General features: G+C 66.2%; 29 protein-coding genes. 22 read left to right on the top strand and 7 right to left on the bottom strand.

Going from position 1 to position 25,692, the window contains the following annotated elements; genetic code table 11:
• The first annotated feature begins 1 nt into the window (after position 1).
• From BMX07_RS04085 to BMX07_RS04070, 4 genes are all read left to right on the top strand, one after another.
• On the top strand, positions 2–187 hold the full coding sequence (locus BMX07_RS04085) for a DNA-directed RNA polymerase subunit K (RefSeq protein ID WP_090614058.1): 186 nt from the start codon (positions 2–4) through the stop codon (positions 185–187).
• Positions 184–1,389, top strand: a complete 1,206-nt coding sequence (gene eno, locus BMX07_RS04080) for a phosphopyruvate hydratase (protein ID WP_090614055.1) — start codon at positions 184–186, stop codon at positions 1,387–1,389. The genes BMX07_RS04085 and eno overlap by 4 nt, the downstream gene beginning before the upstream one ends.
• Positions 1,386–2,195 (top strand): 30S ribosomal protein S2, encoded by an 810-nt coding sequence (rpsB, locus tag BMX07_RS04075; RefSeq protein WP_090614053.1) that lies wholly within the window; start codon positions 1,386–1,388, stop codon positions 2,193–2,195. Before eno ends, rpsB begins: the two co-directional genes overlap by 4 nt.
• Positions 2,196–2,436: 241 nt before the next feature.
• A complete protein-coding gene (locus tag BMX07_RS04070; RefSeq protein ID WP_090614867.1) occupies positions 2,437–2,853 on the top strand; it encodes a hypothetical protein in 417 nt (138 codons plus the stop codon).
• Positions 2,854–2,884: 31 nt separating this feature from the next.
• Here the strand turns inward: BMX07_RS04070 and BMX07_RS04065 are convergent, their stop codons facing one another.
• A complete protein-coding gene (locus BMX07_RS04065; protein ID WP_090614865.1) occupies positions 2,885–3,808 on the bottom strand; it encodes a thiamine-phosphate synthase family protein in 924 nt (307 codons plus the stop codon).
• Between the two features lie 114 nt (positions 3,809–3,922).
• On the opposite strand from BMX07_RS04065, the gene mvk reads away from it, so the two are divergent.
• Together mvk and BMX07_RS04055 are read left to right on the top strand one after the other, a co-directional pair.
• Positions 3,923–4,909, top strand: coding sequence for a mevalonate kinase (gene mvk, locus BMX07_RS04060; protein ID WP_090614050.1), 987 nt, complete (start codon positions 3,923–3,925; stop codon positions 4,907–4,909).
• Entirely contained in the window at positions 4,906–5,646 is a 741-nt protein-coding gene (locus BMX07_RS04055; RefSeq protein ID WP_090614048.1) for an isopentenyl phosphate kinase, read from the top strand. The genes mvk and BMX07_RS04055 overlap by 4 nt, the downstream gene beginning before the upstream one ends.
• Positions 5,647–5,677: 31 nt before the next feature.
• On the opposite strand, the gene BMX07_RS04050 is transcribed toward BMX07_RS04055, so the two are convergent.
• Complete coding sequence (locus BMX07_RS04050; protein ID WP_090614045.1) at positions 5,678–7,216, bottom strand: TrkH family potassium uptake protein; 1,539 nt, start codon at positions 7,214–7,216, stop codon at positions 5,678–5,680.
• A gap of 207 nt (positions 7,217–7,423) precedes the next feature.
• Between BMX07_RS04050 and BMX07_RS04045 the strand changes: the two genes are divergently transcribed.
• The 4 genes from BMX07_RS04045 (at position 7,424) to BMX07_RS04030 (ending at position 10,381) form a co-directional block, all read left to right on the top strand.
• Positions 7,424–7,666, top strand: a complete 243-nt coding sequence (locus BMX07_RS04045) for a hypothetical protein (protein ID WP_090614043.1) — start codon at positions 7,424–7,426, stop codon at positions 7,664–7,666.
• A 153-nt stretch (positions 7,667–7,819) separates the two neighbouring features.
• On the top strand, positions 7,820–8,506 hold the full coding sequence (locus BMX07_RS04040; protein ID WP_090614040.1) for a potassium channel family protein: 687 nt from the start codon (positions 7,820–7,822) through the stop codon (positions 8,504–8,506).
• Between the two features lie 124 nt (positions 8,507–8,630).
• Complete coding sequence (locus tag BMX07_RS04035; RefSeq protein ID WP_090614037.1) at positions 8,631–10,181, top strand: TrkH family potassium uptake protein; 1,551 nt, start codon at positions 8,631–8,633, stop codon at positions 10,179–10,181.
• A complete protein-coding gene (locus tag BMX07_RS04030; protein ID WP_090614034.1) occupies positions 10,178–10,381 on the top strand; it encodes a hypothetical protein in 204 nt (67 codons plus the stop codon). Before BMX07_RS04035 ends, BMX07_RS04030 begins: the two co-directional genes overlap by 4 nt.
• A 57-nt stretch (positions 10,382–10,438) precedes the next feature.
• Here the strand turns inward: BMX07_RS04030 and trkA are convergent, their stop codons facing one another.
• Positions 10,439–11,770 (bottom strand): Trk system potassium transporter TrkA, encoded by a 1,332-nt coding sequence (gene trkA, locus BMX07_RS04025; RefSeq protein ID WP_090614032.1) that lies wholly within the window; start codon positions 11,768–11,770, stop codon positions 10,439–10,441.
• A gap of 365 nt (positions 11,771–12,135) precedes the next feature.
• Between trkA and BMX07_RS04020 the strand changes: the two genes are divergently transcribed.
• The 4 genes from BMX07_RS04020 to BMX07_RS04005 all read left to right on the top strand — a co-directional run bounded on the left by BMX07_RS04020 (position 12,136) and on the right by BMX07_RS04005 (position 17,192).
• A complete protein-coding gene (locus BMX07_RS04020) occupies positions 12,136–13,488 on the top strand; it encodes a ribonuclease J (protein WP_090614029.1) in 1,353 nt (450 codons plus the stop codon).
• Between the two features lies 1 nt (position 13,489).
• Positions 13,490–14,542 (top strand): geranylfarnesyl diphosphate synthase, encoded by a 1,053-nt coding sequence (idsA3, locus tag BMX07_RS04015; protein WP_090614026.1) that lies wholly within the window; start codon positions 13,490–13,492, stop codon positions 14,540–14,542.
• A gap of 167 nt (positions 14,543–14,709) precedes the next feature.
• Positions 14,710–15,360: a DUF8159 domain-containing protein gene (locus BMX07_RS04010; protein ID WP_090614022.1), complete on the top strand. Its 651-nt coding sequence runs from the start codon at positions 14,710–14,712 to the stop codon at positions 15,358–15,360.
• Positions 15,361–15,461: 101 nt separating this feature from the next.
• Positions 15,462–17,192: a glutamate--tRNA ligase gene (locus tag BMX07_RS04005; RefSeq protein WP_090614019.1), complete on the top strand. Its 1,731-nt coding sequence runs from the start codon at positions 15,462–15,464 to the stop codon at positions 17,190–17,192.
• Between the two features lie 80 nt (positions 17,193–17,272).
• Here the strand turns inward: BMX07_RS04005 and BMX07_RS24170 are convergent, their stop codons facing one another.
• Both BMX07_RS24170 and BMX07_RS04000 read right to left on the bottom strand, forming a co-directional pair.
• Entirely contained in the window at positions 17,273–17,437 is a 165-nt protein-coding gene (locus BMX07_RS24170) for a DUF8014 family protein (protein WP_175480032.1), read from the bottom strand.
• Positions 17,438–17,479: 42 nt separating this feature from the next.
• Positions 17,480–17,965, bottom strand: a complete 486-nt coding sequence (locus BMX07_RS04000) for a DUF456 domain-containing protein (protein ID WP_090614016.1) — start codon at positions 17,963–17,965, stop codon at positions 17,480–17,482.
• 77 nt (positions 17,966–18,042) lie between these two features.
• On the opposite strand from BMX07_RS04000, the gene BMX07_RS03995 reads away from it, so the two are divergent.
• Positions 18,043–18,783, top strand: coding sequence for an SDR family NAD(P)-dependent oxidoreductase (locus BMX07_RS03995; RefSeq protein ID WP_090614014.1), 741 nt, complete (start codon positions 18,043–18,045; stop codon positions 18,781–18,783).
• Between the two features lie 42 nt (positions 18,784–18,825).
• On the opposite strand, the gene tmcA is transcribed toward BMX07_RS03995, so the two are convergent.
• Together tmcA and BMX07_RS03985 are read right to left on the bottom strand one after the other, a co-directional pair.
• Entirely contained in the window at positions 18,826–21,111 is a 2,286-nt protein-coding gene (gene tmcA / locus BMX07_RS03990) for a tRNA(Met) cytidine acetyltransferase TmcA (protein ID WP_090614011.1), read from the bottom strand.
• 55 nt (positions 21,112–21,166) lie between these two features.
• Complete coding sequence (locus tag BMX07_RS03985) at positions 21,167–21,550, bottom strand: VOC family protein (RefSeq protein ID WP_090614009.1); 384 nt, start codon at positions 21,548–21,550, stop codon at positions 21,167–21,169.
• Between the two features lie 367 nt (positions 21,551–21,917).
• On the opposite strand from BMX07_RS03985, the gene BMX07_RS03980 reads away from it, so the two are divergent.
• From BMX07_RS03980 to sod, 7 genes are all read left to right on the top strand, one after another.
• Positions 21,918–22,298, top strand: a complete 381-nt coding sequence (locus BMX07_RS03980) for a putative zinc-binding protein (RefSeq protein ID WP_090614863.1) — start codon at positions 21,918–21,920, stop codon at positions 22,296–22,298.
• A gap of 255 nt (positions 22,299–22,553) precedes the next feature.
• On the top strand, positions 22,554–22,916 hold the full coding sequence (gene rpl7ae / locus BMX07_RS03970; protein WP_090614004.1) for a 50S ribosomal protein L7Ae: 363 nt from the start codon (positions 22,554–22,556) through the stop codon (positions 22,914–22,916).
• An 11-nt stretch (positions 22,917–22,927) separates the two neighbouring features.
• Entirely contained in the window at positions 22,928–23,152 is a 225-nt protein-coding gene (locus BMX07_RS03965) for a 30S ribosomal protein S28e (protein WP_006064297.1), read from the top strand.
• Positions 23,152–23,523, top strand: a complete 372-nt coding sequence (locus BMX07_RS03960) for a 50S ribosomal protein L24e (protein WP_090614001.1) — start codon at positions 23,152–23,154, stop codon at positions 23,521–23,523. The genes BMX07_RS03965 and BMX07_RS03960 overlap by 1 nt, the downstream gene beginning before the upstream one ends.
• The gene (gene ndk, locus BMX07_RS03955; RefSeq protein ID WP_090613999.1) at positions 23,520–23,984 is read left to right on the top strand and encodes a nucleoside-diphosphate kinase; all 465 of its coding nucleotides are present in this window, start codon (positions 23,520–23,522) and stop codon (positions 23,982–23,984) included. Before BMX07_RS03960 ends, ndk begins: the two co-directional genes overlap by 4 nt.
• 323 nt (positions 23,985–24,307) lie before the next feature.
• A complete protein-coding gene (locus BMX07_RS03950; RefSeq protein WP_090613996.1) occupies positions 24,308–24,721 on the top strand; it encodes a DUF7344 domain-containing protein in 414 nt (137 codons plus the stop codon).
• Between the two features lie 205 nt (positions 24,722–24,926).
• Positions 24,927–25,529: a superoxide dismutase gene (gene sod / locus BMX07_RS03945; RefSeq protein WP_090613994.1), complete on the top strand. Its 603-nt coding sequence runs from the start codon at positions 24,927–24,929 to the stop codon at positions 25,527–25,529.
• Positions 25,530–25,692: the final 163 nt, after the last annotated feature.

Below are 25,692 nucleotides of genomic sequence, written 5' to 3'. Positions count from 1 at the left end.
AATGCAACAACAACAGCACAACCGCTACGAGAAGGCACGCATCCTCGGTGCTCGAGCGTTGCAGATCTCCTACGGTGCGCCGGTGTTGATCGAAACCGAGCAGACGCAGCCGATCCTCATCGCCGCCGAGGAGTACGACGCCGGCGTGCTGCCGTTTACCGTCAAGCGGGGGTACGATCGGAAATGACGCTCATCACCGACGTTCGGCTGCGACGAATCCTCGACTCGCGAGGGAATCCGACGGTCGAGGCCGATGTCGTGACCGAGAGCGGCGGCTTCGGCCGTGCTGCGGCACCCAGCGGTGCCAGCACCGGCGAGTACGAGGCCGTCGAGCGGCCGCCGGGCGAGGCGATCGCCGCGGCTCGGGAACACGCCGTTCCCCGCCTCGTCGGCGAAGTCTACGCGGGCAATCAGCGCGACGTCGACGCCGCGCTCCACGCCGCCGACGGCACCGACGACTTCTCGGAGATCGGTGCCAACAGCGCGGTCGCCATTTCGATGGCCGCCGCGAAGGCCGGTGCCGACGTGCTCGGCGCACCACTGTTCCAGCACCTCGGCGGCACGTTCCGCGGCGATGACTTCCCGATTCCGCTCGGCAACGTCGTCGGCGGGGGCGAACACGCCGCCGACGCGACGGACATACAGGAGTTCCTGGCCGCACCCGTCGGCGCACCCAGCGTCGCGGACGCGGTCTTCGCCAACGCGGCCGTCCACGACGCCGTCGCCGACCTGCTCGCCGAACGAGGCGTTCCCTGCGGCAAGGGCGACGAGGGGGCGTGGGCCCCGTCGATCGACGACAGCGAGGCGTTCGAGATCGTCGACGAAGCGGTCTCACTGGTCGAAGACGAGGTCGGATTCAACATCGGCTTCGGGCTCGACGTCGCCGGCGCGGAGCTGTACGATTCCGACTCGGAAACGTACGAGTACAGCGACCGGAGCCGCGACACCGACGAGCAGATCGCGTACATCGCCGACCTGGTCGACGAGTACGACCTCGTCTACGTCGAGGACCCCCTCGACGAGGACGATTACGACGCCTTCGCCGACCTCACGGACGAAGTCGGCGACCGGACGCTGATCTGCGGTGACGACCTGTTCGTCACGAATACGGATCGTCTCGTCGAGGGAATCGATCACGGCGCGGCCAACAGCATCCTGATCAAGCCGAACCAGATCGGGACGTTGACGGACGCGTTCGACGCGATCGAACTCGCGACGCGAAACGGCTACGACTCGGTCGTCTCCCACCGATCGGGCGAGACCGAAGACACGACGATCGCACACCTCGCCGTCGCGACCGACGCCCCGTTCATCAAGACGGGCACCGTCGGCGGCGAGCGAACCGCAAAGCTCAACGAGCTCATTCGAATCGCAGACGACGCGACATGACAGAAAACGACGCAACCCAGGAAGGGCTCGACGCCGCCGAGGAGGAAATCGACGAGGAGCCAGCCGAAGGGGCTGGCCCCGCCGCCGAGGAGGACGTCGAGCCAGTAGACGAACAGCCCGCCGACGCCGAGGGAGCCCCCGCGGCCGACGCAGAACCAGCCGACGACGACGCCGAGGACGCGGACGCCGGTCCGACCCTCGACGACGACGTCATGTCCGACGAGGAGGCGGACCTGCTGATCCCCGTCGAGGACTACCTCGGCGCCGGGGTCCACATCGGGACCCAGCAGAAGACCGAGGATATGGAGCGGTTCATCCACCGCGTCCGAACCGACGGTCTCTACGTGCTCGACGTCTCGAAGACCGACGGCCGTATCCGCACGGCCGCGGACTTCCTCGCCAGCTACGACCCAGAGCAGATTCTGGTCACCTCGAGTCGCCAGTACGGTCGCTTCCCGGCGGAGAAGTTCGCCGAGGCCGTGGGCGCTCGCGCCCGCACCGGACGGTTCATCCCCGGAACCCTGACGAACCCGAAGTACGACGGCTACATCGAGCCGGACGTGCTCGTCGTCACGGACCCGATCGGCGACGCGCAGGCCGTCAAGGAGGCTATTACGGTCGGCATCCCGGTCATCGCGATGTGCGACTCGAACAACCAGGTCAGTAACGTCGACCTCGTCGTCCCGACGAACAACAAGGGTCGCAAGGCCCTCTCGGTCGTCTACTGGCTCCTCGCCAACGAGGTCCTCGACCGGCGCGGCGCCGAGCCGTCCTACTCGCTCGAGGACTTCGAGAGTACGGTCTAACGCGGTCGATTTCGACGCTGTTCGTTTTCTCACGGTAGTCCAAGACGGAACGTCACTCTCGAGAGTTAGCGACGGCGCTCGGCTCCGTCGGTTCCACCGCGATGCAGCGTCGCGGATCGGCCGTCGAACACCCGGTTCGCGTCGACGCGTGTCGCCGACGGGAACGGCGCGAGCGGCCGAACCACTGTCAATAGGTAACGATCCACAAGGTTTACGCTCCGTCGCATACCCACGTATGGGTATGGCTACGCTTCCGGCGAACGGCCCGAAAGACGTTCCTCATCAGTGGGATCGAGTGTTTACCGTCCTGTCGGCCGAGCCACGACGGCGGCTCGTCGACGCGTTGCTGGACGCCCCGGCGGGCGAGGCCGTTCCGCTGCCGGACGCCGCGTTGGCCCCGAACGGGGCGACGGATGCCGACCGACTCGAGCACCGGCTCCATCACAGCCATCTCCCGCTACTGGAAGAGACGGGGCTCGTTCAGTGGGAACGTGATCCGTTCCGGGCGTATCGGGGTCCCGATTTCGAAGCGGTCGGCGTCGTTCTCGAGAGTCTGTACGCGAACGCCGACGAGATACCCGACCGGCTGGTCGCCGGGTGTCAGGCCCTCGAACGGGAACGGAGCGGCGACCACTCGGGGGGACGGCTGAGAGGGTAGCGAGGGGTCGCGACCCGGGCGACGGGAGCGGTTACGTCGCGGCCGTCTCGAGCAACGCTTCGACCAGATCGGCGGCCTCGACGGCCGTCACGCCGAAGACGTAGGTCGCGGGTTCGATCCCGAACGCGCCGCGATGATAGGCGACGCGGGGAACCGCCCCGCGCTCGTCGAATCGGGCTCGGAGGTGCTCGCCGCGGTCCTCGTAGTCGGCGTCGAACTCGAGGGGGTCGATACCGATCGTCCGCGCAGCCTCGAGCAGGTCGTCGTCGGTGGCGATGTTGATCGCGCTACGGACCTCCGGTTCGACGGCAGTTGCCGCGAGGACCGCCGTCGCGACGTGTTTCGACGCGCCGAATTCGGGGTTCGCCGGGATCTCGATTCGGCCACCCATGGCGTAGATTCGGCCGGGGATCGCGGCGACGTCGGTCTCGTCGCGGGGTTGGGGAAGACACATTCCGACGTTCGTCCCGACGTTCGGGACGTAGTCGGCCATGCCGGGAATCGAAGCGAGCGTGCGTGCGGCGGTCCGGACGTTCGCGAGGACGTCCCGTTCCGCTCGGACGTCCGGATCGAGCCCCCGAACGCAGAGGTCACAACCGAGGCCCTGCAGTTCGGGCATCTCCTCCTCGTGGAGTTCGCAGATGGGGCCGCGATCCTCGAGGCTGCGGACGAGCGAGAGGAGTTCGGCCAGCGCGTCGTAGCCGTCCATCTCCCCGCCGTCGAGTCCGTCGGCGATGCGTTCGACGGTAGCGACGGTTTCTGGATCGTCCCGAAAGCGGTCGTCGCCGCCGCTCTCGCCGCCGACGTACTTGCTCACCGCGGCCTGGGTGACGCCGAGTTCGGCGGCGATCTCCCGTTGGGTCAGCCCGCGCTCGGCGAGTCGGGTGGCCAGCATCGCCCGCACCGTCGGCAGGAACCGATCGACGACGAGTTCGCTGGGCAAAACGAGCGACATACGATCGACGTTCGCCCGCAGGGTCATAAGTCCGACTCCGACCGGCTCGGCCGGCCGCCGGGTATCAGAAACGACAAAGATAGTTATTAACTGTCGTCGGACGAACCGCCGGGCATGACACGCTCGAGCGCTCCCGGGAAGGTGTACTTGTTCGGGGAGCACGCGGTGGTTTACGGCGAACCAGCCGTACCATGCGCGATCGAACGGCGGGCACGTGTAGCGGTGGAACGACGAGACGACGGCCATCTCCGGGTCAACGCCGAGGACCTCAGCCTCAACGGATTTACCGTCGAGTACGGAGCCACTGCCGACGGCCGCCCCGACGTCGACGTGCCGGAGTCGCTCGTGACGGCGGCGACGCAGTACGTCGACGGCGCGATCGAACAGGTCCGCGAGGTGACCGGCGCGGACGAGGCCGGCTTCGACGTCACGATCGAGAGCGACATCCCGCTCGGCGCGGGCCTTGGCTCCTCGGCGGCGGTCGTCGTCGCCGCCATCGACGCTGCGACCCGCGAACTGGGCGTCACCCTCGAGCCCGCGGAACTCGCCGATCGAGCCTATCGGACGGAGTCGCAGGTTCAGGACGGCCAGGCCTCGCGGGCCGACACGTTCTGTTCGGCGACCGGCGGTGCGGTCCGCGTCGAAGGCGAGGACTGTCGCTCGCTCGAGGCACCCGACCTGCCGATCGTGATCGGGTTCGACGGCGGCGCGGGCGACACCGGCCAGCTGGTCGCGGGCGTCCGCGCCCTGCGCGAGGAGTACGACTTCGCGGCCGACACGGTCGAAGCGATCGGGGACATCGTCCGGAACGGCGAGGACGCGCTCGCCGAGGGCGACGTCGAGGAGATCGGGCGACTGATGGACTTCAACCACGGCCTCCTCTCCGCGCTTGGCGTCTCGTCGCGCTCGCTCGATACGATGGTCTGGGCGGCCCGGGACGCGGGCGCCCACGGCGCAAAGCTCACCGGTGCCGGCGGCGGCGGCTGTATCGTCGCCCTCGATCCGACCGAAGAGACGGAGACGGCGCTGTCGTTTACGCCGGGCTGTGAGGATACCTTCCGCGCCGAACTCGCCGAAGAGGGGGTGCAGCGGCTCGAATGATCGTCCTCAAACTCGGCGGTAGCGTCATCACCGAGAAGGACCGACCGGAAACGCTCGACGGCGACGCCCTCGAGCGGGCGGCCGACGCGATCGCAGCGGCCGCCGACGCCGGGCTCGAGGACCTGGTCGTCGTCCACGGCGGCGGGAGCTTCGGCCACCACAACGCCAGCGAGCACGGCGTCAGTACGACCGAGGGGACGCGGGATGCGAGCGCCGCGCTGGACATCCACGGCGCGATGACGACCCTGAACCGGTTCGTTCTGCGCCGCCTGCTCGAACGCGACGTCGAGGCGGTGCCGGTTCATCCGCTCTCGGCGGCCCACCGCGACCGCGGGGGACGACTCGAGCTGCCGACCGGGCAGGTCGACACGATGCTCGCGGAAGGGTTCGTCCCGGTCCTCCACGGCGACGTGATCGCCCACGCCGGCGCGGGTGCGACCGTCGTCAGCGGCGACGAGCTCGTGGCGGCCCTCGCTCGGGACCTCGAGGCCGATCGAATCGGCCTCTGCTCGACGGTTTCCGGGGTCCTGGACGCGGACGACGCGGTGATCGACCGGATCGACGACTTCGACGCCGTCGCGCCCGTACTGGGTGCGAGCGAGGCGACGGACGTGACCGGGGGGATGGCCGGCAAGGTTCGGGCGCTGCTCGATCTCGAGGCCGAGGCGTCGATCTTCGGGCTCGAGGCGCTCGAGGCGTTCCTCGACGGAGAGAATCCAGGGACGACGATCGACTAGACGCGATAGAACAGACGACGACCGGTGTCGTTCAGCGGGTCCAGAACCCACCCGTGAACATGACGAGGACGGGAATGATCTCGAGACGGCCGATCCACATGAGGAAGATCAGCAGGAGCTTCGAGCTGATCGGAAAGTTCAGGTAGTTCCCGAAGGGCCCCAGGGAGCCGAACCCGGGACCGATGTTGCCGATCGTCGCGAGGCTCGCGCTGAACGCCTCGAGGGGCGTCAGCGAGTATCCGATACGGCTCGTGTCGAGCGCGATGAACAGCGCGGCGATACCGAAGATGAACAGGTAGAGGAAGGTGAAACCCAGCACGCCGCGAACGGCGTCCTCGTCGACCACGTTGCCGCCGAGCCGGATCGGGCGGACGACCTCGGGGTGGGAGGCTGTGAACAGTTCTCGGCGGAGGATCTTGAAAACGATCAGCCACCGAACGACTTTGACGCCGCCCCCGGTCGACCCGGCACAGCCGCCGACGAGCATGGCGAAGAGGAGAACGATCTTCCCCGTCGCGGTCCACTCGGCGAAGTCGCTGGTCGCATAGCCCGTCGAGTTCAGTAGCGACGCGATCTGGAAGGCGCTCTGTCGCAGCGAGTTCCCGAAGACCTCTTCCGTCACGCCGCCGAGTTCTCCCAGCTCCGGTGCGGCACCGGTATAGAGGATTCCGGTGAGGAGAACGGTAAACACGCCGATCGCGCCGATATAGGTCCGAAACTCGGAGTTGTGGACGAAGTGGTCACCCTCCCCGCTAAAGACGTGCCAGAACAGGGCGAAGTTCGTCCCGGCGATGATCATGAAGGGAACGAACGTCCACTGGACGATCGCGGAGAACGCCGCGACGCTGTCGGCTTCCGGCGAGAATCCGCCCGTCGGGAGCGTCGTGAACCCGTGGGCGATGGCGTTATACAAGTTCATGTTCGGGGCCACTCCTGCGAGGTGGAACCCGTAGAGAATAGCGATGTAGACGATTGTAAAGGCGAAGTAGACGAGCCAGAGGATGCGCGCCGTCTCGGCGATTCGCGGCGTGAGTTTCTGTAGCTGCGGACCCGGCGCTTCCGACTCGACGAGTTGCGCGCCGCTGACCGCCAACTCCGGCAGGATCGCGACCATCAGCACGATGATCCCCATCCCGCCGAGCCACTGCGTGAGCTGTCGCCACATCATCACGGCGTGGGAGTGGTGCTCGAGCGAGATCTTCCCGAGCACCGTCGCCCCGGTCGTCGTGAACCCGGACATCGACTCGAACAGCGCGTTGACGGGATGGGCGAGCGTCGATTCGGTCCCCCAGCCCGCGATCACGTAGGGGACGGCACCGACGATCGCCACTGCCAGCCACGATACCGCGACGAAGAGCATCGCCTCCCGGACCTGCAGATCCGGTTCGGGGCTGAGTCGCTCGAGACCGTGGCCGACGGCGATCGTGAGCGCGATCGTCGCGACGAACGGGAACAGGGAGTCGCCGTAGATGAGTGCCACGACGATCGGGATCACGAGCGGGACGGAGAGATATTTCAAAACGGTGCCGACGAGCGCAAAACTGGCGCGCCAGTCAGTGCGGAGTCTCATAGAAACACTCCGTTCGCAGGGGCACGTCTGGACACGGTATCTAACGGCATTTGGGTAGAATCGTATTAATCCATCGTAAGTCGGCCTCCGTCGGAACGGCGCTCGCGGCGGCCAAACGGAGACGAGCGGCGACGCTGGTCGGCGTGCGATCCCCGCTCCGTCGTTCCGAGACGAGGACCTATATACGAATCGGGCGTATATTGACCCATGAGCGCCCGATTACCAAGCGTTCGCCACCCGCACTCGTTTTACGACGTGTTCACCGTCGTCGCCGCCGCGGTGGCGATCATGGCTCTCGTCCTGGCTGTCCGATACGGGTCGGCCATCCGGCTCGAGATGGTCGTCTTCATGGCGATCATCTTCCTGTGGGTCGGCTGGGCGATCGAACGGATTCTAGCGGAGTCCGAGGCCCGCTCGAAGCAGCGACAGGAGAAGCCGCCGTGGGAATGAACGGGTCTCGATAGCGTCGCGTCGTGCGCGCCTGCACGGTGCCGGGCGTTCGAAGTTCGAAACCGATTACGCGGCGACGGCTCGAGTTCGATGGTCGTAACCGAGATCACTGAAACGATATATTTTCAACGGTCACGTAAGAAGACCGACGCAATGTATCTCGTCATCGTCGGCGCGGGCGATATCGGAATTCCGCTCATCGATATCGCGACGCGGTCGGGAAACGAGGTCGTCGTCATCGAGAACGATCCCGAGCGAGCGGATCGGGTCGCCGGTGAATACGACTGTCTGATTCTCAACGACGATGCGACGGCTCACGAAGCGCTTATCGACGCCGGAATCGGGAACGCGGACGCCCTGATCAGCACGACCGACCGAGACCCGACCAACATCATGGTCTGCCTGCTCGCGCAGGAACACGAGGTCCCCAATATCGTCTCGGTCGTTCACGACCCCCAGCACATGAACGTGTTCCGCCAGATCGGCGTCAACACGATGGAAAACCCGCAGGAACTCATTGCCCAGTATCTCTATCGGGCGGTCGCCCGCCCGGCGATCGTCGATTACATGCGGATCGGGGAGGAGGCGGAAGTGTTCGAGATCCAGGTGACGGATAACGCACCGATTGCCGGGAAGACGCTCATCGAAGCCGACGACGGGGGTCTCCTCTCCGACGACGTTCTGATCGTCGCGATCGAACGCGAAGGGGAGGATCCGCCGATCACGCCGAAAGGGAGGACGAGAATCGAGGCCGGCGATCTGGTCACCGTCTACTCGGCGTTCGGTGCCGAACCCGAACTCACCGACGTGTTCGGCCACCCCGAAGATCGATTGCGATGACGGGCGACCCGAACGGTTCCCTCGCGTTCGCCCGCTACCTGGTCCGGACGGCTTCGAGCGTCGGGACTCGAGCGAACCGCCGACGGAGTGCCGCGTATTCGCGACCGGCGACGGGAGGGAACGCATGAAGGAGGCGACGGAAACGATCGGCCGGGACCTCGGCCGAATATTTCAGGCGCTCGCCGGGTTACTCTTCGTCTCGATCCTCGTTCCCCTGATCTGGGGCGAATACTACGCGATTCCGTCGCTGATCGTCTCCGGGGCGATCCCCTTCGCGATCGGCTCCTTCTTCACGACGCGGTTCCAGGAGGCGACCAGACCCGGCAAGCTTCACGGGATGATCATCGCCGCCCTGGGCTGGTTCTGCGTCGCGATCTTCGGATCGCTGCCCTTCTACCTCATCGCGTGGACGGTCGAGTTCGCGCCGCCGGTCCTCGGGGAGCCGTCGCAGACGTCGACGCTCGCGGCGTTCACGAACCCGCTCAACGCGTTGTTCGAGAGCATGAGCGGCTTCACCGGGACTGGACTGACGATGACCGACAACGAGGAGGTGCTGCCGCGGACGCTCCAGTGGTGGCGCTCGTTCATCGAGTGGGTCGGCGGCGTCGGCGTGATCGTCCTCACGACGGCGATCCTCTCCCGGCCGGGGAGCGGATCGCTCACTCTCTACGAGAGCGAGGCACGGTCGGAGCGAATTCATCCGAGCATCGTCTCGACGGTGCAGACGATCTGGTGGATCTTCATCCTGTTCACCTTCGTCTCGATCCTGCTCCTCTGGGTCGTCGGGATGCCGATCTGGGGGGCGATCAACCACGGCATGACGGGGCTCGCGACGGGTGGATTCTCGATCAAAGACAACTCGATCGCGACCTACGACAGCGCGGCCATCGACTTCGCGCTCCTGCCGGTCATGCTCCTCGGCAGTATCGCGTTCCCGGTCCACTACCTCATCCTGCAGGGCGACCTGCGGAACCTCTATTCGGACCTCCAGACCCGGTGGGTGTTCATCTATATGAGTCTCGGGACGGCCCTCCTCACCGCGTTGGTGTACGTGGGCGACACCTACGACTCCCTGTTCACCGCCTTCCGGTACGGCTCGTTCCAGTTCGTCTCGGCGGCGACCTGCGCCGGTTTCCAGACCGCCGTCGATTCGACCAACGTTGCACTGGGCCGGTGGTCGGCGCAGGCCCAGCTCACTGTCGCGTTCGGCATGCTTATCGGCGGCGCGGCCGGATCGACGGTGGGCGGGATCAAGCTGATCCGAGCGCTGACCTTGCTGAAGGGCATTCGATTCCGTATCGCGGACGTCTTCTATCCCGAGACGGCCGTTCGCCGACTGAAGATCAACGGTCGTCGTCTCGACGAACGAGAAGTCCGTCAGGAGTTCGAGGAGGCGGCGATTATCGCGGCTCTCTGGTTCTTCTTCCTCGGTATCGGGACCTTCGTACTCCTCCTGATACTCCCGCAGGGCGAGTACACCCTCGAGAACGTGATCTTCGAGGTCGCGAGCGCGCAGGGCAACGTCGGCCTCTCCGCAGGGATCACCGGCCCCGAGTCGCTACCGACGCTCGGCAAGGTGATGTTCCTGTTCAATATGTGGATCGGTCGCCTCGAGATCATTCCCGTCCTGGTGACGTTACGAGCGGTCTTCCATCGCGGAGGGATCTACCGATGAAGATCGGCGATATTCCCGTCGTCGGTGAGCTCCTCGAATCGGGTGCCGAGGATCGGGTCTTCGACTCGCTCCTGCTCGTCGGGCCGCTTCTGATCCTCTTCATCGCCGTCGTTGGACGATCGGTCCTCACCACCGGGCTCGCAGTCACCTACGTCGTTTTCTTCGTTGTATACGTCCTCTACCGCGGCATCCGTAACTGAGGACGGGCACCGCTCAGGACTCGCTACGGACGATGGAGTAGACCGGGAGAATCGCGCCTATATCAATTCGATGACTTCGTCGATCACAGCCGCGTCGACGAAGACGATGACGTGATCGCCGGGCTGGACGACCGTCGATCCGCGGGGCGTGATGTGCTCGCCTCCGCGCGAGATCGCGCCGATGACGACGCCCGTCGGGAGGTCGTTCGTCGCGTCGGCGATCGGTCGATCGACGAGGACGCTGTCCTCGCCGACCTCGATCTCGATGACTTCCGCGAGGTCGTGCTCGAGCATGGCGACCTTTTCGGTGTGGTCGGTGCGAGTGAAGCGGACGATCTCTTCGGCGGTCTCCTCGCGGGGGTTGATCGCGACGTCGACGCCGACGGTCTCGAAGAGGTCGGCGTACTCCGGCGTCTCGATGACGGCGACGGTGCGGTCGACGCCGAGGCGGTCGGCGAGCAGGGAGACGAGTAGATTCTTCTCGTCGCTGTCGAGCGCGGCGATCACGACGTCGGCTTCGTCGACGTGTTCCCGGGCGAGGAAGTCGGCGTCGGTCGCGTCGCTCTCCATGACCATCGTGTTCGGGAGCGCCTCGGCGACCTCGCGGGCCCGGTCGTGGTCCCGTTCGATCATCCGTGGTCGGAAGCCGTGGTCCTCGAACTCGCGAGCGGCCTGGAAGCCGATTTCGCTGGCACCGACGATGACGACCTCCTCCGCCTCGTCCGGCGTCTGCGCGACCTCGTCGGCGAACTCGTTGATCGAGTCGGGACTGCCGATCACGACGACGCGGTCACCACCCCGAATGATCGTATCCCCTCTGGTCACGACCATCTCGTCGCCCCGGAAGATGGCGGCGAAGGTGAGCGAATCGTAGCAGTCGGCCTCGCTGACGGTCCGGTCCGCGATCGGGCTATCGGTCGGAATGTCGAACTCGGCCATACGGACGAGACCGCTAGCGAACGTATCGACGTCGTGAGCGCTCGGCAGCCCGGAGATCCGGAAGATCGCCTGCGCGGTCAACAGATCCGTACAGACCATGAAATCGACGCCGAACGCGCCCTGCGAACCCTGCCACGTCTCGAGCAGCGTCCGCCGTCGCACCCGCGCGATGGTAAAGGCGTCCGTCGACGCCTTGGCCGCGCCGCAGACGACCGCGTTCGTCTCGTCGTTGTCCGTACAGGCGATGACCAGTTCCGCCTGCTCGATCCCGGCCTCGCGTAGCGTCTCGAGGTCGGTCCCGTCGCCGTGAATCGTGAGCACGTCCAGCGAGTAGGTCAGTTCCTCGACGACGTCGGCGTCACGGTCGATGACGACCACGTCGTGCCCGTTCTCCAGGTTGGCGGCAATCGAGCGACCGACCTCGCCGGCCCCGACGATGATTACGTACACGACGATCCCTCCGAAAGCATGATATTGACCACCGATTTCGGAGCGACCGGCAAATGGATTGCGGTGTGTGGAAGCGTCCGACGATTGCCGACGAGGGCTCCCAAAACCGTCGCCACGGGCGACGCAACGGCGGACGGGCCAACCCACTGCGTTTTTAACACCCGGGCGTGTAGATGGCAGTAGCGAAACCCGCGGGCAAGTGCGTTCGGGGCTTGCGATGTCGCGAGCTATCGAAGACGGATCCGCCGTCGTACCGAGCGCATAGCGGGATGGCCGACGCGCTGCAAGATGCCGGGGCCGTACGACTAGGAGTCCGCGGACCGTTTCGATGAGAGTCCATTCAGCGGCTTTCAGTGCTACGAACCATGGAAATCGAAATTGCAACAATCGGCGGCTACGAAGAAGTTGGACGGCAGATGACGGCCGTCCGCGCCGGCGACGACGTCGTCATCTTCGACATGGGTCTGAACCTCTCGCAGGTCCTGATCCACGACAACGTCGAAACCGAGCGGATGCACAGTCTCGATCTGATCGACATGGGCGCGATCCCCGACGACCGCGTCATGAGCGATCTCGAGGGCGACGTCAAGGCCATCGTCCCGACCCACGGTCACCTCGACCACATCGGTGCGATCTCGAAGCTGGCCCACCGGTACAACGCGCCGGTCGTCGCCACGCCGTTTACGATCGAACTGGTCAAACAGCAGATCGAGGGCGAACAGAAGTTCGGCGTCGAGAACGACCTGGTCAAGATGGACGCCGGCGAGACGATGTCGATCGGCGACTCTGGCGCGGTCGACCTCGAGTTCGTCAACGTCACCCACTCGATCATCGACGCGATCAATCCAGTCCTCCACACGCCCGAGGGCGCGGTCGTCTACGGGCTCGACAAGCGGATGGACCACACCCCCGTCATCGGCGACCCGATCGACATGGACCGGTTCCGCGAGATCGGTCGCGAAGGCGAGGGCGTCCTCTGTTACATCGAGGACTGTACCAACGCCAACAAGAAAGGCCGGACTCCCTCCGAGAACGTCGCCCGGGAACACCTCCGCGACGTCCTCTACAGCATGGAGGACTACGACGGCGGCATCGTTGCCACCACGTTCTCGAGCCACATCTCGCGGGTCACGAGCCTCGTCGAGTTCGCCAAGGACATCGGTCGCCAGCCCGTGTTGCTGGGCCGGTCGATGGAGAAGTACTCCGGAACCGCGGAACGACTCGACTTCGTCGACTTCCCCGACGATCTGGGGATGTTCGGCCACCGCAAGTCCGTCGACCGCACGTTCAAGCGGATCATGAACGAGGGCAAGGAGAACTACCTGCCCGTCGTCACCGGTCACCAGGGCGAACCCCGCGCGATGCTTACCCGAATGGCCCGCGGCGAGACGCCGTACGAACTGGACGACGGCGACAAGGTCGTCTTCTCCGCCCGCGTGATCCCCGAGCCGACCAACGAGGGCCAGCGCTATCAGGCCGAGAAGCTGCTCGGTATGCAGGGCGCACGGGTCTACGACGACATCCACGTCTCGGGCCACCTCAACCAGGAGGGCCACTACGAGATGCTCGACGCGTTGCAGCCCCAGCACATCATTCCGGCCCACCAGGACATGAGCGGCTACTCCAGCTACGTCAACCTCTGCGAAAGCGAGGGGTACAAGCTCGGGCGCGACCTCCACGTCACGCGCAACGGAAACCTCATCCAGCTAGTCGACTGATATGACGAGTCCCGAGGCACGCGAAGAGGCGGTGCTCGAGGCGATCCGGCAGCGCCGCGAGCAGGTCAACGAAGCGATTCCCGAAGAGCTGCCGATCCAGCGACCCGAACGGCTCTACGAGGCCTCCCGGTACCTGCTGGACGCCGGGGGCAAACGACTGCGGCCGGCCGTCCTGCTGACGACCGCGGAGGCCCTGGGCGACGTCGACCCGCTGTCGGCGGAGTACCGGTCGTTCACCCCGCTCGACGAGAGCGGCCCGGTCGACGTGATGGCCGCCGCCGTCAGCGTCGAGGTCATCCAGTCGTTCACCCTGATCCACGACGACATCATGGACGACGACGACCTCCGTCGCGGCGTTCCCGCCGTTCACAAGGAATACGACCTCGAGACGGCGATCCTGGCCGGCGACACGCTCTACTCGAAGGCGTTCGAGATCATGCTCGATACGCGCGCCGAACCGGACCGCATCGTCGAAGCGCTGGACGTGCTCGCGACCACCTGCACGAAGATCTGTGAGGGGCAGTCCCTGGACGTCACCTTCGAGGAGCGTACCGACGTCTCGCCCGAGGAGTACCTCGAGATGGTCGAGCAGAAGACGGCCGTGCTGTACGCGGCCTCGGCGTCCCTCCCCGCGATCTTGCTGGGTGCCGACGAGGAGACGATCGACGCGCTCTACGGCTACGGACTCGACATCGGCCGCGCGTTCCAGATTCAGGACGACGTGCTGGATTTGACGGTTCCCAGCGAACGGCTCGGGAAACAGCGCGGGAGCGATCTCGTCGAGAACAAGCAGACGCTGATCACCGTCCACGCCCGCAACGAGGGCGTCGACGTCGACGGCCTGGTCGATACCGACGACGTCGACGCGGTCACCGAGGCCGAGATCGACGACGCGGTCGCCGAACTCGAGGCGGCCGGCTCGATCTCCTACGCCAACGAAACGGCTCGCGAGCTGGTCGAGCAGGGGAAAGATCGGATCGAGCTACTGCCGGACAACGAGGCCCGCGACCTCCTCTGTGACGTCGCGGACTACCTGATCGAACGCGGCTACTGAGCGAGGTGGCCGCTCGAGGCCGTCACCGTCGCTCGGGACCAGGTTTTTTTCGACTGCTGGCGGCGCGCCCCCGCTCGGCGAGGGGTGGCCGTCGCCGCCGACTCCGCCCGAACTCACCGTTCGATATCGTCCGGATCTTTTTGCGGGTGCCGTCCCGACCGGCGTACATGACCGACGATTTCGCCTGCGACCCCGCAAGCACTCCCTCTCGGCGACGGTTTCTCGGCACGGCCGCGGCGGTCGGGACGACCGCGACCGCCGGCTGTCTCGGCTCGCTGCTCGGGAGCGCCGGCGCGAACGAAACCGAGATCGAGCCCGAGGAGCCGAGCGACCCGCGATCGGGGACGCCGGGCGAGTTTTATACGCTCGTCGAGCGAAACGACATTCCGGTCGAATCGCTCCGGTGGGACGAGTCCGATCTGGTTCTCGAGTACGACTCGCAAGCCGAGACGGAGGCGGAGTCGAAACGAGAGATCGAGGTTATCACGACCGTTTACAACGAGATTCTCGTGAAACACGGCGCTGGAGTCGGAATGCTCTTTGCGGAGAACACGACCCCGTTCGACGGACAGGCCCACGGCTGGGGGGTCAAGACGGAGTGGTGTGAACGATACAACGCGGCCGTCGGAGACGGTGGGACGGGGAGCGACAACGAAACGGGAACCGACGGTGACGGGTCGAGCGGCGGGAACGGGACGGACGGCGAAACCGACTCCAACGAGACCGAACGCGGCGTCTCCGGCGCGGGCACGGCCGCGATCCTTCTCATCAGTAACGTCCTCAACACGCGAGTGTACGCGGAGGACCTCGCCGACTGACGGCCGCCGGAGGGGCCGTGACTCGGCGAGGCGACCGACGAGGACGGGGACGATACCGCGAATCGCGAAGGTTTTGGGCCGGGCGCGAATACCGCTCGGTAATGGACGACGAGTTACGCGAGCGCGTCGAGCGCGAGGCCGAGAAGCACGCGCTGTTGAACGCCGTCAAACACGAGAGCGACGCCGCGGTCGGTGCCGTCATGGGACCGCTGATGGGCGACAACCCCGACTTTCGCGAGCACTCCGACGCCGTTCCCGGTATCGTTGGCGGCGTCGTGGGCCGCGTCAACGATCTCGACTACGCGGAGAAACGGGCCCGTCTCGAGGAGATCGCGCCCGACGAGCTGGCCGCGATCGAGGCCGAGGAGGAGGAAGACGAACACGATCTGCCGAGCCTGCCGAACGCCGACGAGTACGACGAGATCCGAATGCGGTGTGCACCGAACCCGAACGGGCCGTGGCACGTCGGCCACGCGCGGATGCCGGCCGTCATCGGCACCTACCGCGAGCGCTACGACGGCTGGTTCTGCGTCCGGTTCGACGATACCGATCCCGAAACCAAACGGCCGGACCTCGACGCCTACGACGCGATCCTCGAAGATCTCGACTATCTCGGATTCGAGCCCGACGCGACCTACAGGGCGAGCGATCGGCTCGAGACCTACTACGAGCACGCCCGCGAGCTGATCGAGATGGGCGGTGCGTACACCTGTTCCTGCTCGGGCGAGGCGTTCTCGGAACTGAAGAACGCGGGTGAGGCCTGTCCACACCGCGACAAGGACGCGGAGACGGTGCTCGAGGAGTTCGAGGATATGATCGCGGGGGCGTACAGCAGCGGCGAACTGGTCCTGCGGGTCAAGACCGACATCGAGCACAAGAACCCAGCGCTGCGCGACTGGGTGGCCTTCCGGATGATCGACACGCCACACCCCCGCGAGGAGGCCAGCGACTACCGCTGTTGGCCGATGCTCGACTTCCAGTCGGGGATCGACGACCACCTGGTCGAGATCACGCATATCATCCGCGGGATCGATCTGCAAGACTCCGCGAAACGCCAGCAGTTCGTCTACGACTACTTCGGCTGGGAGTATCCCGAGGTCGTCCACTGGGGCCACGTCCAGCTGGACGACTACGACGTCAAGATGAGCACGTCGACCATCTCGGAGCTGATCGACGCTGGCGAACTCGACGGCTGGGACGACCCGCGAGCGCCTACGCTCAAGAGCTTGCGACGACGCGGTATCCGGGGTGAAGCCATCGTCGAGGCGATGGTCGGGCTGGGCACCTCGACCACCGACGTCGACCTCGCGATGAGTTCGATCTACGCGAACAACCGCGACCTGATCGACGAGGAGACCGACCGTCGATTCCTCGTCCGCGACGGCAATCAGCTCCCCCTCACCGGGGAGCCGCCCGCGGCGGCGACCCCGCCGCTCCACCCCAACCACGAGGACCGCGGCGTCCGCGATATTCCGGTCGGCGACGCCGTCATGCTCGAGCGCGCGGACATCCCCGATCCCGACGAGGCGGACGACCCGCGTATCTGGCTGAAGGGTCTGGGCTGTTTCCGGTTCGCCGACGGCGTCCTCGAGTACACGGCCGACGACATCGACGCGGTCCGCGAGGGCGGCGTCGACGTCGTCCACTGGGTACCCGCCGCCGAGAGCGTCGCCGTCCGCATGCGAACGATGGACGGCGACGTGACCGGACACGCGGAACCGGGCGTCGGCGACCTCGAGACCGACGACGTGGTGCAGTTCGAGCGGGTCGGGTTCGCGAGAATCGACCGCCACGAGGACGAGGAGACGGTCGCGTACTACGCCCACCCCTAGCGCTCGCGAAGCGGCGGCACGCGCCGACCGCGCTCGATCACGAGGGCGGTATCGAGAGCCGAGACGGTCGCGTCGGTCGCCTACTCGAGCAGGTCGTCTGCCCGTTCGGGGAACGGATCGGCGACGATGCCGTCCCGCCGACCGAGCACGCGGGCGTGGGCGGCACAGACTAGCCGGTTCTCGGCCCAGGGGATGTGTAACTCGACCGCGGCGGGACGTTCGCAGTCGGGCTCGGAACACGCCATCTATTCGTGTGAACGACACCCATGCCTTCAGTGTTTCCCCGATTACAGGAGGAAGACGGCGACGATGAATCCGAGCAGGATCGACGCCGTCAGCAGGACCTGGACCGCCGTCGACGCGAGGGTCCCGACGGTCGTGTAGACGGCCGAGCGCGCGCTTCCCTCGAGTTCGCCGTTGCGGACGAACTCGAGGACGAAGACGGTCCCGAAGAGGCCGGCGAGTAGCCCGAGCGGGCCGCTGACGATCATGAGGACGATCCCGACGACGGCGGCGACGGCGGTGGTCAGCCAGGACGCGCCGCCGGCCCGCGCGGCGATCGAGCCGCCGAAGAACTCGACGAGCGCGGTGACGATGGCGATGAGGACGAGGACGGCAAAGGTGAGGCGGCTCAGCTCCGCGAATCCGGCCCCCCACCAGTAGACGACGAGCCCGGCCAGCGAGAGGAGGCCGCTGGGGACCATCGGCACGGCGGCGCCGACGATGGCGCCGACGAGCAACGCGATCGCGACGACGGTAACGGCGTCGACCATACCGGCTACGACGACGGACCGCGGCAAAGGCCTACTGCCTCCAGTAGTGTTACGTAGGCGGCTCCGAACCTGTGTGCATGACCCACCAGCGCGGCGCGATCATCGTCGGCGCGTCGTCGGGCATCGGCGAAGCGCTGGCCCGACGGCTCGCCGCCGACGGCTACGAAATCGGGCTGGCCGCCCGTCGAACGGAGCGAATGCGCCGGATCGGAGCGGAGCTACCGACGAAAGCGTACGTCGCGACGATGGACGTCACCGACCCCGAGGACGCCCGACGGGGCTTTTTCGAGCTCGCCGACGCGATGCCGCCCGTCGATCTCGTCGTCATCAGCGCCGGCGTCGCCCACGTCAACCGCGACCTCGAGTGGGAGCCCGAACGGGAGACGATCGACGTCAACGTGCGCGGCTTCACGGCGATCGCGACGGCCGCGATGGCGTACTTCGAGCAAACCCCCGATCACGCGAGCGAGGCGGACGGCCACCTCGTCGGCATCTCCTCGGTCGCGGCCCACTTCGGGACGGGGAACGTCCAGGCGTACAACGCCTCGAAGGCCTACGTCTCGACGTATCTCGAGGGGTTGCGCAGCCGGCAGGGGGACAGGGACGCCGACGTGACGATTACGACCGTCGAGCCCGGTTTCGTCGACACCGACCTCTCTCTGGGCGGGTTCTGGGAGTGTTCGCCGGAGACGGCGGCGGATCAGATCGCTCGAGCGATCGAGCGAAAGCGAGCCCACGCGTACGTCACGCGGCGCTGGCGGCTCGTCGCGTGGTTTCTGGATCTCGCGCCGGAGGGGCTGCTCCGACGGCTCTTCTGAGGGCTTCGCGAGGTGAACTCGCCGGCATAGACAGACGACGGATTAGTCGTTCGCGAACCGCTCCCGTACCTCGAGCGCTGCGTCCGTTCCGTAGTGGTCGACTAGCGGGCAGCACGCGTCGCCGAGCGCTCGCATGCACTGCCCGGCGGAGGGGTACGCGAGGCGGTCGGCGACGGTCTCCCACGCTCGCCCCTGGAGCGCGCGCAGGACGAGGAGCCGTTCCTCGCGACCGGTCAGGTCGACAGTGTCGGGATCGTCAACGAAGTAGCGGACGACGAGCGCTCGGAACGGCCCGGGATCGACGTCGAACAGCCCCGGTCCGTAGGCGGCACCGGCGACGACGCGCCACTCGTGGGCCGAGAGTTCGAGCGGGGGTCCGGCGTCGGCGTCGACGCTCCGAAGCACCGCGCGGGCGACGTCGGGCTCGAGGTCGTCGAGCGCGTCCGTACAGAGCGAGCCGAATCGGCGGACGAACCAGTCGGCGTGGCGGTCGTGTAACGCCGTCCCCGCGTCGCTCGTCGGTGCGAGCATGAGCGCCGAGTACTCGCCGCTGGCGTCGTTGCGCGTCGTCGAGACGTGAACCGTCCGGTAGCCGTTCGCGCGCCAGAACGCGAGGAGACCGGGCGTCGCCCCGAAGCCGGTGCCGAGCCAGTCGATGGCATCGCCGTACTCCTCCCGGATGCACTCGAGCAGGTGCGACCCGAGCCCTCGCGAGCGAGCCGCGTGGTGGGTCGCGATGCGGACGACGCGGCGGCCGGCCGGCTCGGCTGCCGCCTCGTCTCGCAGCTGGCTCGTCAGCACGTCCGGCAGCATGTTCCCGCGGACCCGGCCGCCCTCGTACATCATCGCTCGGATGTCCGGGGGAAGGGCTCCCTCGCGTGCGAGCAAGGCGACGCTGACGACGTGACCGTCGTGGAGTAACGCACGGACCTCGAGGTTGGGCGCGTCGAGTACTCGCGCGAGGTCGTTCGGTTCGGTCCGGTAGTGGGCGAGCACGAGCAGCCCGAACGCCTCGCGGAGCAGGCGCTCGTCAGCGAGCAGCTCGTCGGGCTCGAGCCGGCGGTATTCGACGGTCTCGGGATCGGCGTCGACCACGAGCGGCTCGACGGGCGGGCGCGCGTCCAGCAAGAGCGCGCGAAAGGCCCACACCTCGACGGGATCGCCGGCCGCGTATCGGATCGGTTCGACGAGCGTGCAGTCGGTCACCGCGTGGTCGCTCTCTCCGAGTCGGTCGCGGAAGCGGACCGAAAACCCACGTCCCGCGCCCTCGTAGCCGTGGATCGTCGACGCGAAGGCGATCCGATCGGCGGCGAGCAGCGACTCGAGCGTCGAGACGGGGAGCGCGGCGGCTTCGTCGACGATGACGACGTCCGCCGATCCGACTTCCGCGACGGCCGCGGTCGGCTCGCGGAAGGAGATGGAGCCGCCGGCTGCCGTCTCGATCGGACGGGAATCGGTCCCGATCTCGTCGTCGTCCGTAGAGCCGCCGTCCTCGAGCGTCTCACGGAGCTCCCTCGCCCGATCGAACAGTTCCCTCGCGTTCCGGGCGGCGGGCGCAGTCACGAGCACGTCCTCGCCGTCGGCGGCGAACGCGCCTGCGGCCAGTCCGGCCGCGCTGGACTTGCCCCGGCCGCGATCGGCCTCGAGCACGACGGCTCGATCGGCCTCGGACAGCGACTCGAAGGCGGCGACGGCGTCGACCTGGTCGGCCGTGAGGCAGGCCTCGTAGGCGGCGGCCGGAAATCGGCAATTCGGGGGCGGAGCGGGAGCAGGAGCGGTCGTCGCCGACCGGGGGGCCGGATCGGTCAGTCCGTCGGCCTCGACTCGCCCCCGCTCGAGGTCGACGATCGCGACGCCGCGGTGGACCCGCAGCGTCTCGACGAGCCGGCGTGTGAACCGCCCGGTGACGTCGTCGAGTTCGAACGGCGGGACCGCGAGCGACTCGTCGAACCCGCCGCGCCGGTCTGGCCACGTCTCGAGCGACGGCGCGAGCAGGATCAGGAGGCCGCCGCCGTCGACCGCGCCGACGACTTTGCCGAGCGCGTTCGGCCGGAGTTCGTCGTGGGCGTCGACGGCGATCACGTCCCGCGTCGTTCCGAGGAGTTCACCCGCGTTGGCCTGCGGGAGGTGTTCACAGCGGAGGCGGTCGTCGGGGCCGACTACCGTGGTCCCGGTGATCGGCACCGGGAGGGCCTCGAGAAGCGACTCGAGGGCGTCGTATCCCCGCCCGCGGTCGCCCGCGAGGACCAGCAACCGTCGCTCGTTCGCTCTCGTCGCCTCGTCGAACAGCGACTCCGCGAGGGCGACTGCGTCGACGTCCGCGTTCATACGTCGCTGTTCGCGCTGCCGGAGTAATAGGCACCGGAACGCGCTCTCGTGTCGGTTACTCTCGGTCGCAGACGCAGAACCCGTTCCCTTCCGGATCCTCCATCACGGTCCACTCCGCGGTTCGACCGCCGACGCGTTCGCGTTTCGTCTCGATCGCGCTCGCACCCAGCGCCTCGAGTCGTTCGACCGTTGCCGCCCTGTCTCCCGTCGCCAAATCGAGGTGGATGGGGATGTCCTCGGTGGACCCCTTCGGCATTCGCTTGAACAGAAGGGGTGGCGCTCGATCGGCGGCCGCGAGGACGACGTGGTCCGGGTCGTCCGCCCCGCCGGCCAGTTCCGGTGGCAGATCCGCTCGGTCGCGCTCGAGCGCCTGCCCCCAGAACGTCGCGAGTCGATCGGGAGACTTACAAGCCACAGTAATCTTTTCTATCGAAGTCATGCTTTCAGCGCATAATACTGTCGTCGGTATGGCACGTAAAGGACGGTACCACCGGGGATATTTGTCGCTACTGCCGGCCTCGATTCGAATGACTGGACCGGCCGTGTTCGACCGACAGGGGTTCGACGGCGAGCAGCGCATCCGAGACCGTTTCGGGGGAACGACTCAAGATCCGCCACGGAGGCGAAGGGATCGGTCGACGGCACCAGTCACGCGGAGCGTCGGAGTCGACTGCGTCCGGTAGCGGATGGGATCTGCGGTCGCCCACGGAGGAGCGGACACCGTCGATCGAGCGATCGAGAACCGTCCCCGTGCGCACATGTGCGGGGCCAGCTTCTCGAGCGGTCGAGCGAAACGGCCGGCCGATATGACGGACACGTCCGACGACCGTCCGCTGGTGTACGCCTGTTCGGGGTGCTCGAGCGCGGCACAGCTGGCGAACGATCTAGCCGTTTCCCTCGACAGGGACGGACTCGCCGAAATGTCGTGTATCGCCGGCGTCGGCGGCGGCGTGGCACCGCTCGTCGAAACGGCCACGTCCGGACGGCCGATCGTCGCGATCGACGGCTGCCCGCTCGAGTGCGCAAAACAGTGTCTCGATCGCCACGACGTCTCGCCCGATCTCCACTACAACCTCGCCGAAGCGGGCGTTTCGAAGGAGTTTCACGCGGACTACGACGAGGCCGAGGCCGCGACGGTGCGGCGCGAACTGGAAGCGGACGTCGAGACGCTCGCGGACGCGAACTGACGGTCACACGAGACGGCATCCAGTTCCGGCGTGCGGCGGTGTGCGGCGGCGTGTGGCAGCGTGCGGTAGCATCCCACGCCCTCACGCGTTTGAACACGCTTTTAAGGGGGGCAACGCTATTCGAGTGTACACCCTACGCGGGGTTGATGATGCTCCTAGCTTCACAGGATTTCCGCCGGGTCGATCCCGGCACGGGTACCCAGTGCCCGGACGGCAGGGGAGCGCGAGCCCACGTGTAGGAGAGGTGAACAACCAATGTCAGTCTACGTAACCACCGACATCCCAGCCGACCTCGCCGAGGACGCCCTCGAGGCGCTCGAGGTCGCACGAGACACCGGACGAGTAAAGAAAGGAACCAACGAAACGACGAAGGCGATCGAGCGCGGCAACGCCGAGCTCGTCTACGTCGCCGAGGACGTCTCCCCCGAAGAGATCGTTATGCACCTGCCAGAACTCGCCGAGGAGAAGGGCATCTCGGTCATCTTCATCGAGACCCAGGACGACGTCGGCCACGCCGCCGGCCTCGAGGTCGGCTCGGCCGCCGCGGCGATCGTCGACGCCGGCGAGGCCGACGACGACGTCGAGGATATCGCCGACAAGGTCGAGGACCTCGACTGAGGTGATCAGAGATGAGTGCTGAAGAGGAAGAAAGCGGCTCTACGCCCGCCGAGGTCATCGAGATCGTCGGCAAGACCGGCATGCACGGCGAAGCCATGCAGGTCAAATGCCGAATCAAGGAGGGCGAGAACCAGGGACGCATCATCACCCGTAACTGCCTCGGGCCGGTCCGCGAAGGGGACGTACTCCAGCTTCGCGAGACCGCCCGCGAGGCCGACTCCATCGGAGGACAATAATGGTCGAGAAACGAACCTGCGACTACACGGGCGAAGAGATCGAACCCGGCACGGGCATCATGTACGTCAAAAGCGACGGCACCGTGCTCCACTTCGTCGACTCCAAGGCGGAGAAAAACTACAAGCTCGGTCGCGAACCGCGCGACCTCGAGTGGACCGAGGAGGGACGTCGCGGCAAAAGTCCTGCGCAGGCCGAGGCGCCTGCCGACGAGGAAGCCGACCAGACCGAGGCCGGCGAGGACGAGGACCTGGAAACCGAAACCGAGGCCGAGTCCGAAACCGTCGACGAAACCGAGTCTGCGGCCGAGGATTCCGAGGAAGCCGAGGAAACTGAGGAAACCGAGACCGAGACCGAGGCCGAAGAAGCATGAGCGATCACGAGCGCACCTTCGTGATGGTCAAGCCCGACGCCTTCGCACGCGGACTCGTGGGCGAAGTCGTCTCCCGACTCGAGGACCGCGGGCTCAAGCTCGTCGGCATCAAGGTCGAGACCATGCCCCGCGAACGGGCCGAAGAACACTACAGCGAACACGAGGACAAACCGTTCTACGACGACCTCGTGGACTTCATCACCTCGGGGCCGGTCGTCCCGATGGTCTGGGAGGGCCAGGACGCGACGCGACAGGTCCGCCAGATGATCGGCGAGACCGACCCGCTCGAGGCCGATCCCGGCACGATCCGGGGCGATTACGCGCTCGATCTCGGTCGGAACGTCGTTCACGCGGCCGACCACGAGGACGAGGGCGCGAACGAACGCGAGATCGCGATCCACTTCGACGACGACGAACTGATCGACTACGATCAGCACGACGCCGAGTGGCTCTACGAGTGAGTCCCTCGACGGCCACAGCCGTCGAGTAGCGGCGGCCCGTTCGTCGACGCCGATTTTCCCGAGCCCGTGATAGGCCGACGTAGCGAACGGACAGCGGACCGGCTCTCGGTCGCGTGGTCGGGAGCGCCAGCGGCTCGAACGGTTCGAGAGTCCCGCCAACTGCGAGAACCGACGACGAGTGGCCGTCCCATCTCTTAAAATCCTGTCCGAAAACTACACATTTAACACAGGTGTTTTTCTAGAAAGACGTAAGCTCTAATGTGCGGGCTGTAGTAGTGGTTCGTGGTGGTTTCGAATGGTAACTTTCGGTAGGTGGTTCGTGGATGCGTGAAACGGAGGGTGGGACGGCACTGACTGGGGAGGCGACGCCGTCGCTCGATCTCGTTTTTGAACTGCTCTCGGACAGCCGACGGCGGTACATCCTTTATCACCTACACGACCAATCGGACGGCGTTGCAACGATCGAGAACCTCACCGAGAACGTCGCCGCGCTCGAGCAGGCAACCGAGCGCGGCGACGCGGGCGGGAAATCGGCCGGCGGGCTGAGAGCCGATTCGGATCGCGGTTCGGCGGATCGGCGGACGGACATCCAACTGGAACTCCAGCACGTTCACCTCCCCAAACTCGAGGACGCGGGTGTCATCGAACACGACCGTCGAAGCGACACGGTTCGATACTGGAGTCAGCCGTCGCTCGAGGAGTGGCTGGAGCACGCCCAGCACAAGGAACTCGGGTAGATCGAGGAGTACGCCGCCTCGGCGCGTCCGAACGGCAGGCGTCCGGTCCGGAGTTGCTGAAAGTTTTAAGAGTGCGTCCGTGGTGGGTCCAGTGGAGTGTCGGTAAATCGCAAGACGGGACGGCGAGAGTTTGTGAGACGTGATATCGTCTCACTCCTCAAAACTTAACAGGCGAGATACCGATACAGCACGTGAGGTGCATACTATGGCTGATCACGAACTTCCACCACTTCCGTACGATTACGACGCGCTCGAACCGGCACTGTCCGAGCAGGTACTGACCTGGCATCACGATACCCACCATCAGGGGTACGTCAACGGCCTCAACTCGGCCGAGGAGACGCTGGCCGAGAACCGCGAGGAGGGCGACTTCGGTTCGACGCCCGGCGCTCTCAGCAACGTCACTCACAACGGCTGTGGACACTACCTCCACACGCTGTTCTGGGAGAACATGTCGCCGAACGGTGGCGGCGAACCCGAGGGCGACCTCGCCGACCGCATCGAGGAGGACTTCGGCTCCTACGAGGGTTGGAAGGGCGAGTTCGAGGCCGCTGCCGGTGCCGCCGGTGGCTGGGCACTGCTGGTGTACGATCCGGTCGCGAAGCAGCTGCGCAATCTCGCGGTCGACAAGCACGACCAGGGCGCGCTCTGGGGCGCACACCCCGTCCTCGCGCTGGACGTCTGGGAACACTCCTACTACTACGACTACGGTCCGGACCGTGGCAGCTTCATCGACGCCTTCTTCGACGTCGTCAACTGGGAGAAGGCCGAAGAGGAGTACCAGACCTGCCTCGACCACTTCGAGTAAGCGACGACCCAGTCGATCCTGTCTTTTTATCGAACGCGATACCACAGCGGCGCGGCGGGATCGACGCTGCTCGAGTCGCGAATCGATGTGCCGATGGCGTCGCTTCGGTATCCGTTCGCGATCACATGCGCTGTGAGTGACTCGCACCGTTTAACTTAGTGTG

This window comes from Natrinema salaciae (assembly GCF_900110865.1).
Taxonomy (GTDB): domain Archaea; phylum Halobacteriota; class Halobacteria; order Halobacteriales; family Natrialbaceae; genus Natrinema; species Natrinema salaciae.
Note: the sequence above shows the minus strand (reverse complement) of the source record. Positions and strands in the feature narration are given on the sequence as shown.

What these genes read in the sequence shown, in the direction of transcription:
- BMX07_RS04085 (WP_090614058.1), top strand. Translation starts at nt 2, where the DNA reads ATGCAACAACAACAGCACAACCGCTACGAGAAGGCACGCATCCTCGGT.
- eno (WP_090614055.1), top strand. Translation starts at nt 184, where the DNA reads ATGACGCTCATCACCGACGTTCGGCTGCGACGAATCCTCGACTCGCGA.
- rpsB (WP_090614053.1), top strand. Translation starts at nt 1,386, where the DNA reads ATGACAGAAAACGACGCAACCCAGGAAGGGCTCGACGCCGCCGAGGAG.
- BMX07_RS04070 (WP_090614867.1), top strand. Translation starts at nt 2,437, where the DNA reads ATGGCTACGCTTCCGGCGAACGGCCCGAAAGACGTTCCTCATCAGTGG.
- BMX07_RS04065 (WP_090614865.1), bottom strand. Translation starts at nt 3,808, where the DNA reads ATGTCGCTCGTTTTGCCCAGCGAACTCGTCGTCGATCGGTTCCTGCCG.
- mvk (WP_090614050.1), top strand. Translation starts at nt 3,923, where the DNA reads ATGACACGCTCGAGCGCTCCCGGGAAGGTGTACTTGTTCGGGGAGCAC.
- BMX07_RS04055 (WP_090614048.1), top strand. Translation starts at nt 4,906, where the DNA reads ATGATCGTCCTCAAACTCGGCGGTAGCGTCATCACCGAGAAGGACCGA.
- BMX07_RS04050 (WP_090614045.1), bottom strand. Translation starts at nt 7,216, where the DNA reads ATGAGACTCCGCACTGACTGGCGCGCCAGTTTTGCGCTCGTCGGCACC.
- BMX07_RS04045 (WP_090614043.1), top strand. Translation starts at nt 7,424, where the DNA reads ATGAGCGCCCGATTACCAAGCGTTCGCCACCCGCACTCGTTTTACGAC.
- BMX07_RS04040 (WP_090614040.1), top strand. Translation starts at nt 7,820, where the DNA reads ATGTATCTCGTCATCGTCGGCGCGGGCGATATCGGAATTCCGCTCATC.
- BMX07_RS04035 (WP_090614037.1), top strand. Translation starts at nt 8,631, where the DNA reads ATGAAGGAGGCGACGGAAACGATCGGCCGGGACCTCGGCCGAATATTT.
- BMX07_RS04030 (WP_090614034.1), top strand. Translation starts at nt 10,178, where the DNA reads ATGAAGATCGGCGATATTCCCGTCGTCGGTGAGCTCCTCGAATCGGGT.
- BMX07_RS04020 (WP_090614029.1), top strand. Translation starts at nt 12,136, where the DNA reads ATGGAAATCGAAATTGCAACAATCGGCGGCTACGAAGAAGTTGGACGG.
- idsA3 (WP_090614026.1), top strand. Translation starts at nt 13,490, where the DNA reads ATGACGAGTCCCGAGGCACGCGAAGAGGCGGTGCTCGAGGCGATCCGG.
- BMX07_RS04010 (WP_090614022.1), top strand. Translation starts at nt 14,710, where the DNA reads ATGACCGACGATTTCGCCTGCGACCCCGCAAGCACTCCCTCTCGGCGA.
- BMX07_RS04005 (WP_090614019.1), top strand. Translation starts at nt 15,462, where the DNA reads ATGGACGACGAGTTACGCGAGCGCGTCGAGCGCGAGGCCGAGAAGCAC.
- BMX07_RS24170 (WP_175480032.1), bottom strand. Translation starts at nt 17,437, where the DNA reads ATGGCGTGTTCCGAGCCCGACTGCGAACGTCCCGCCGCGGTCGAGTTA.
- BMX07_RS04000 (WP_090614016.1), bottom strand. Translation starts at nt 17,965, where the DNA reads ATGGTCGACGCCGTTACCGTCGTCGCGATCGCGTTGCTCGTCGGCGCC.
- BMX07_RS03995 (WP_090614014.1), top strand. Translation starts at nt 18,043, where the DNA reads ATGACCCACCAGCGCGGCGCGATCATCGTCGGCGCGTCGTCGGGCATC.
- tmcA (WP_090614011.1), bottom strand. Translation starts at nt 21,111, where the DNA reads ATGAACGCGGACGTCGACGCAGTCGCCCTCGCGGAGTCGCTGTTCGAC.
- BMX07_RS03985 (WP_090614009.1), bottom strand. Translation starts at nt 21,550, where the DNA reads ATGACTTCGATAGAAAAGATTACTGTGGCTTGTAAGTCTCCCGATCGA.
- BMX07_RS03980 (WP_090614863.1), top strand. Translation starts at nt 21,918, where the DNA reads ATGACGGACACGTCCGACGACCGTCCGCTGGTGTACGCCTGTTCGGGG.
- rpl7ae (WP_090614004.1), top strand. Translation starts at nt 22,554, where the DNA reads ATGTCAGTCTACGTAACCACCGACATCCCAGCCGACCTCGCCGAGGAC.
- BMX07_RS03965 (WP_006064297.1), top strand. Translation starts at nt 22,928, where the DNA reads ATGAGTGCTGAAGAGGAAGAAAGCGGCTCTACGCCCGCCGAGGTCATC.
- BMX07_RS03960 (WP_090614001.1), top strand. Translation starts at nt 23,152, where the DNA reads ATGGTCGAGAAACGAACCTGCGACTACACGGGCGAAGAGATCGAACCC.
- ndk (WP_090613999.1), top strand. Translation starts at nt 23,520, where the DNA reads ATGAGCGATCACGAGCGCACCTTCGTGATGGTCAAGCCCGACGCCTTC.
- BMX07_RS03950 (WP_090613996.1), top strand. Translation starts at nt 24,308, where the DNA reads ATGCGTGAAACGGAGGGTGGGACGGCACTGACTGGGGAGGCGACGCCG.
- sod (WP_090613994.1), top strand. Translation starts at nt 24,927, where the DNA reads ATGGCTGATCACGAACTTCCACCACTTCCGTACGATTACGACGCGCTC.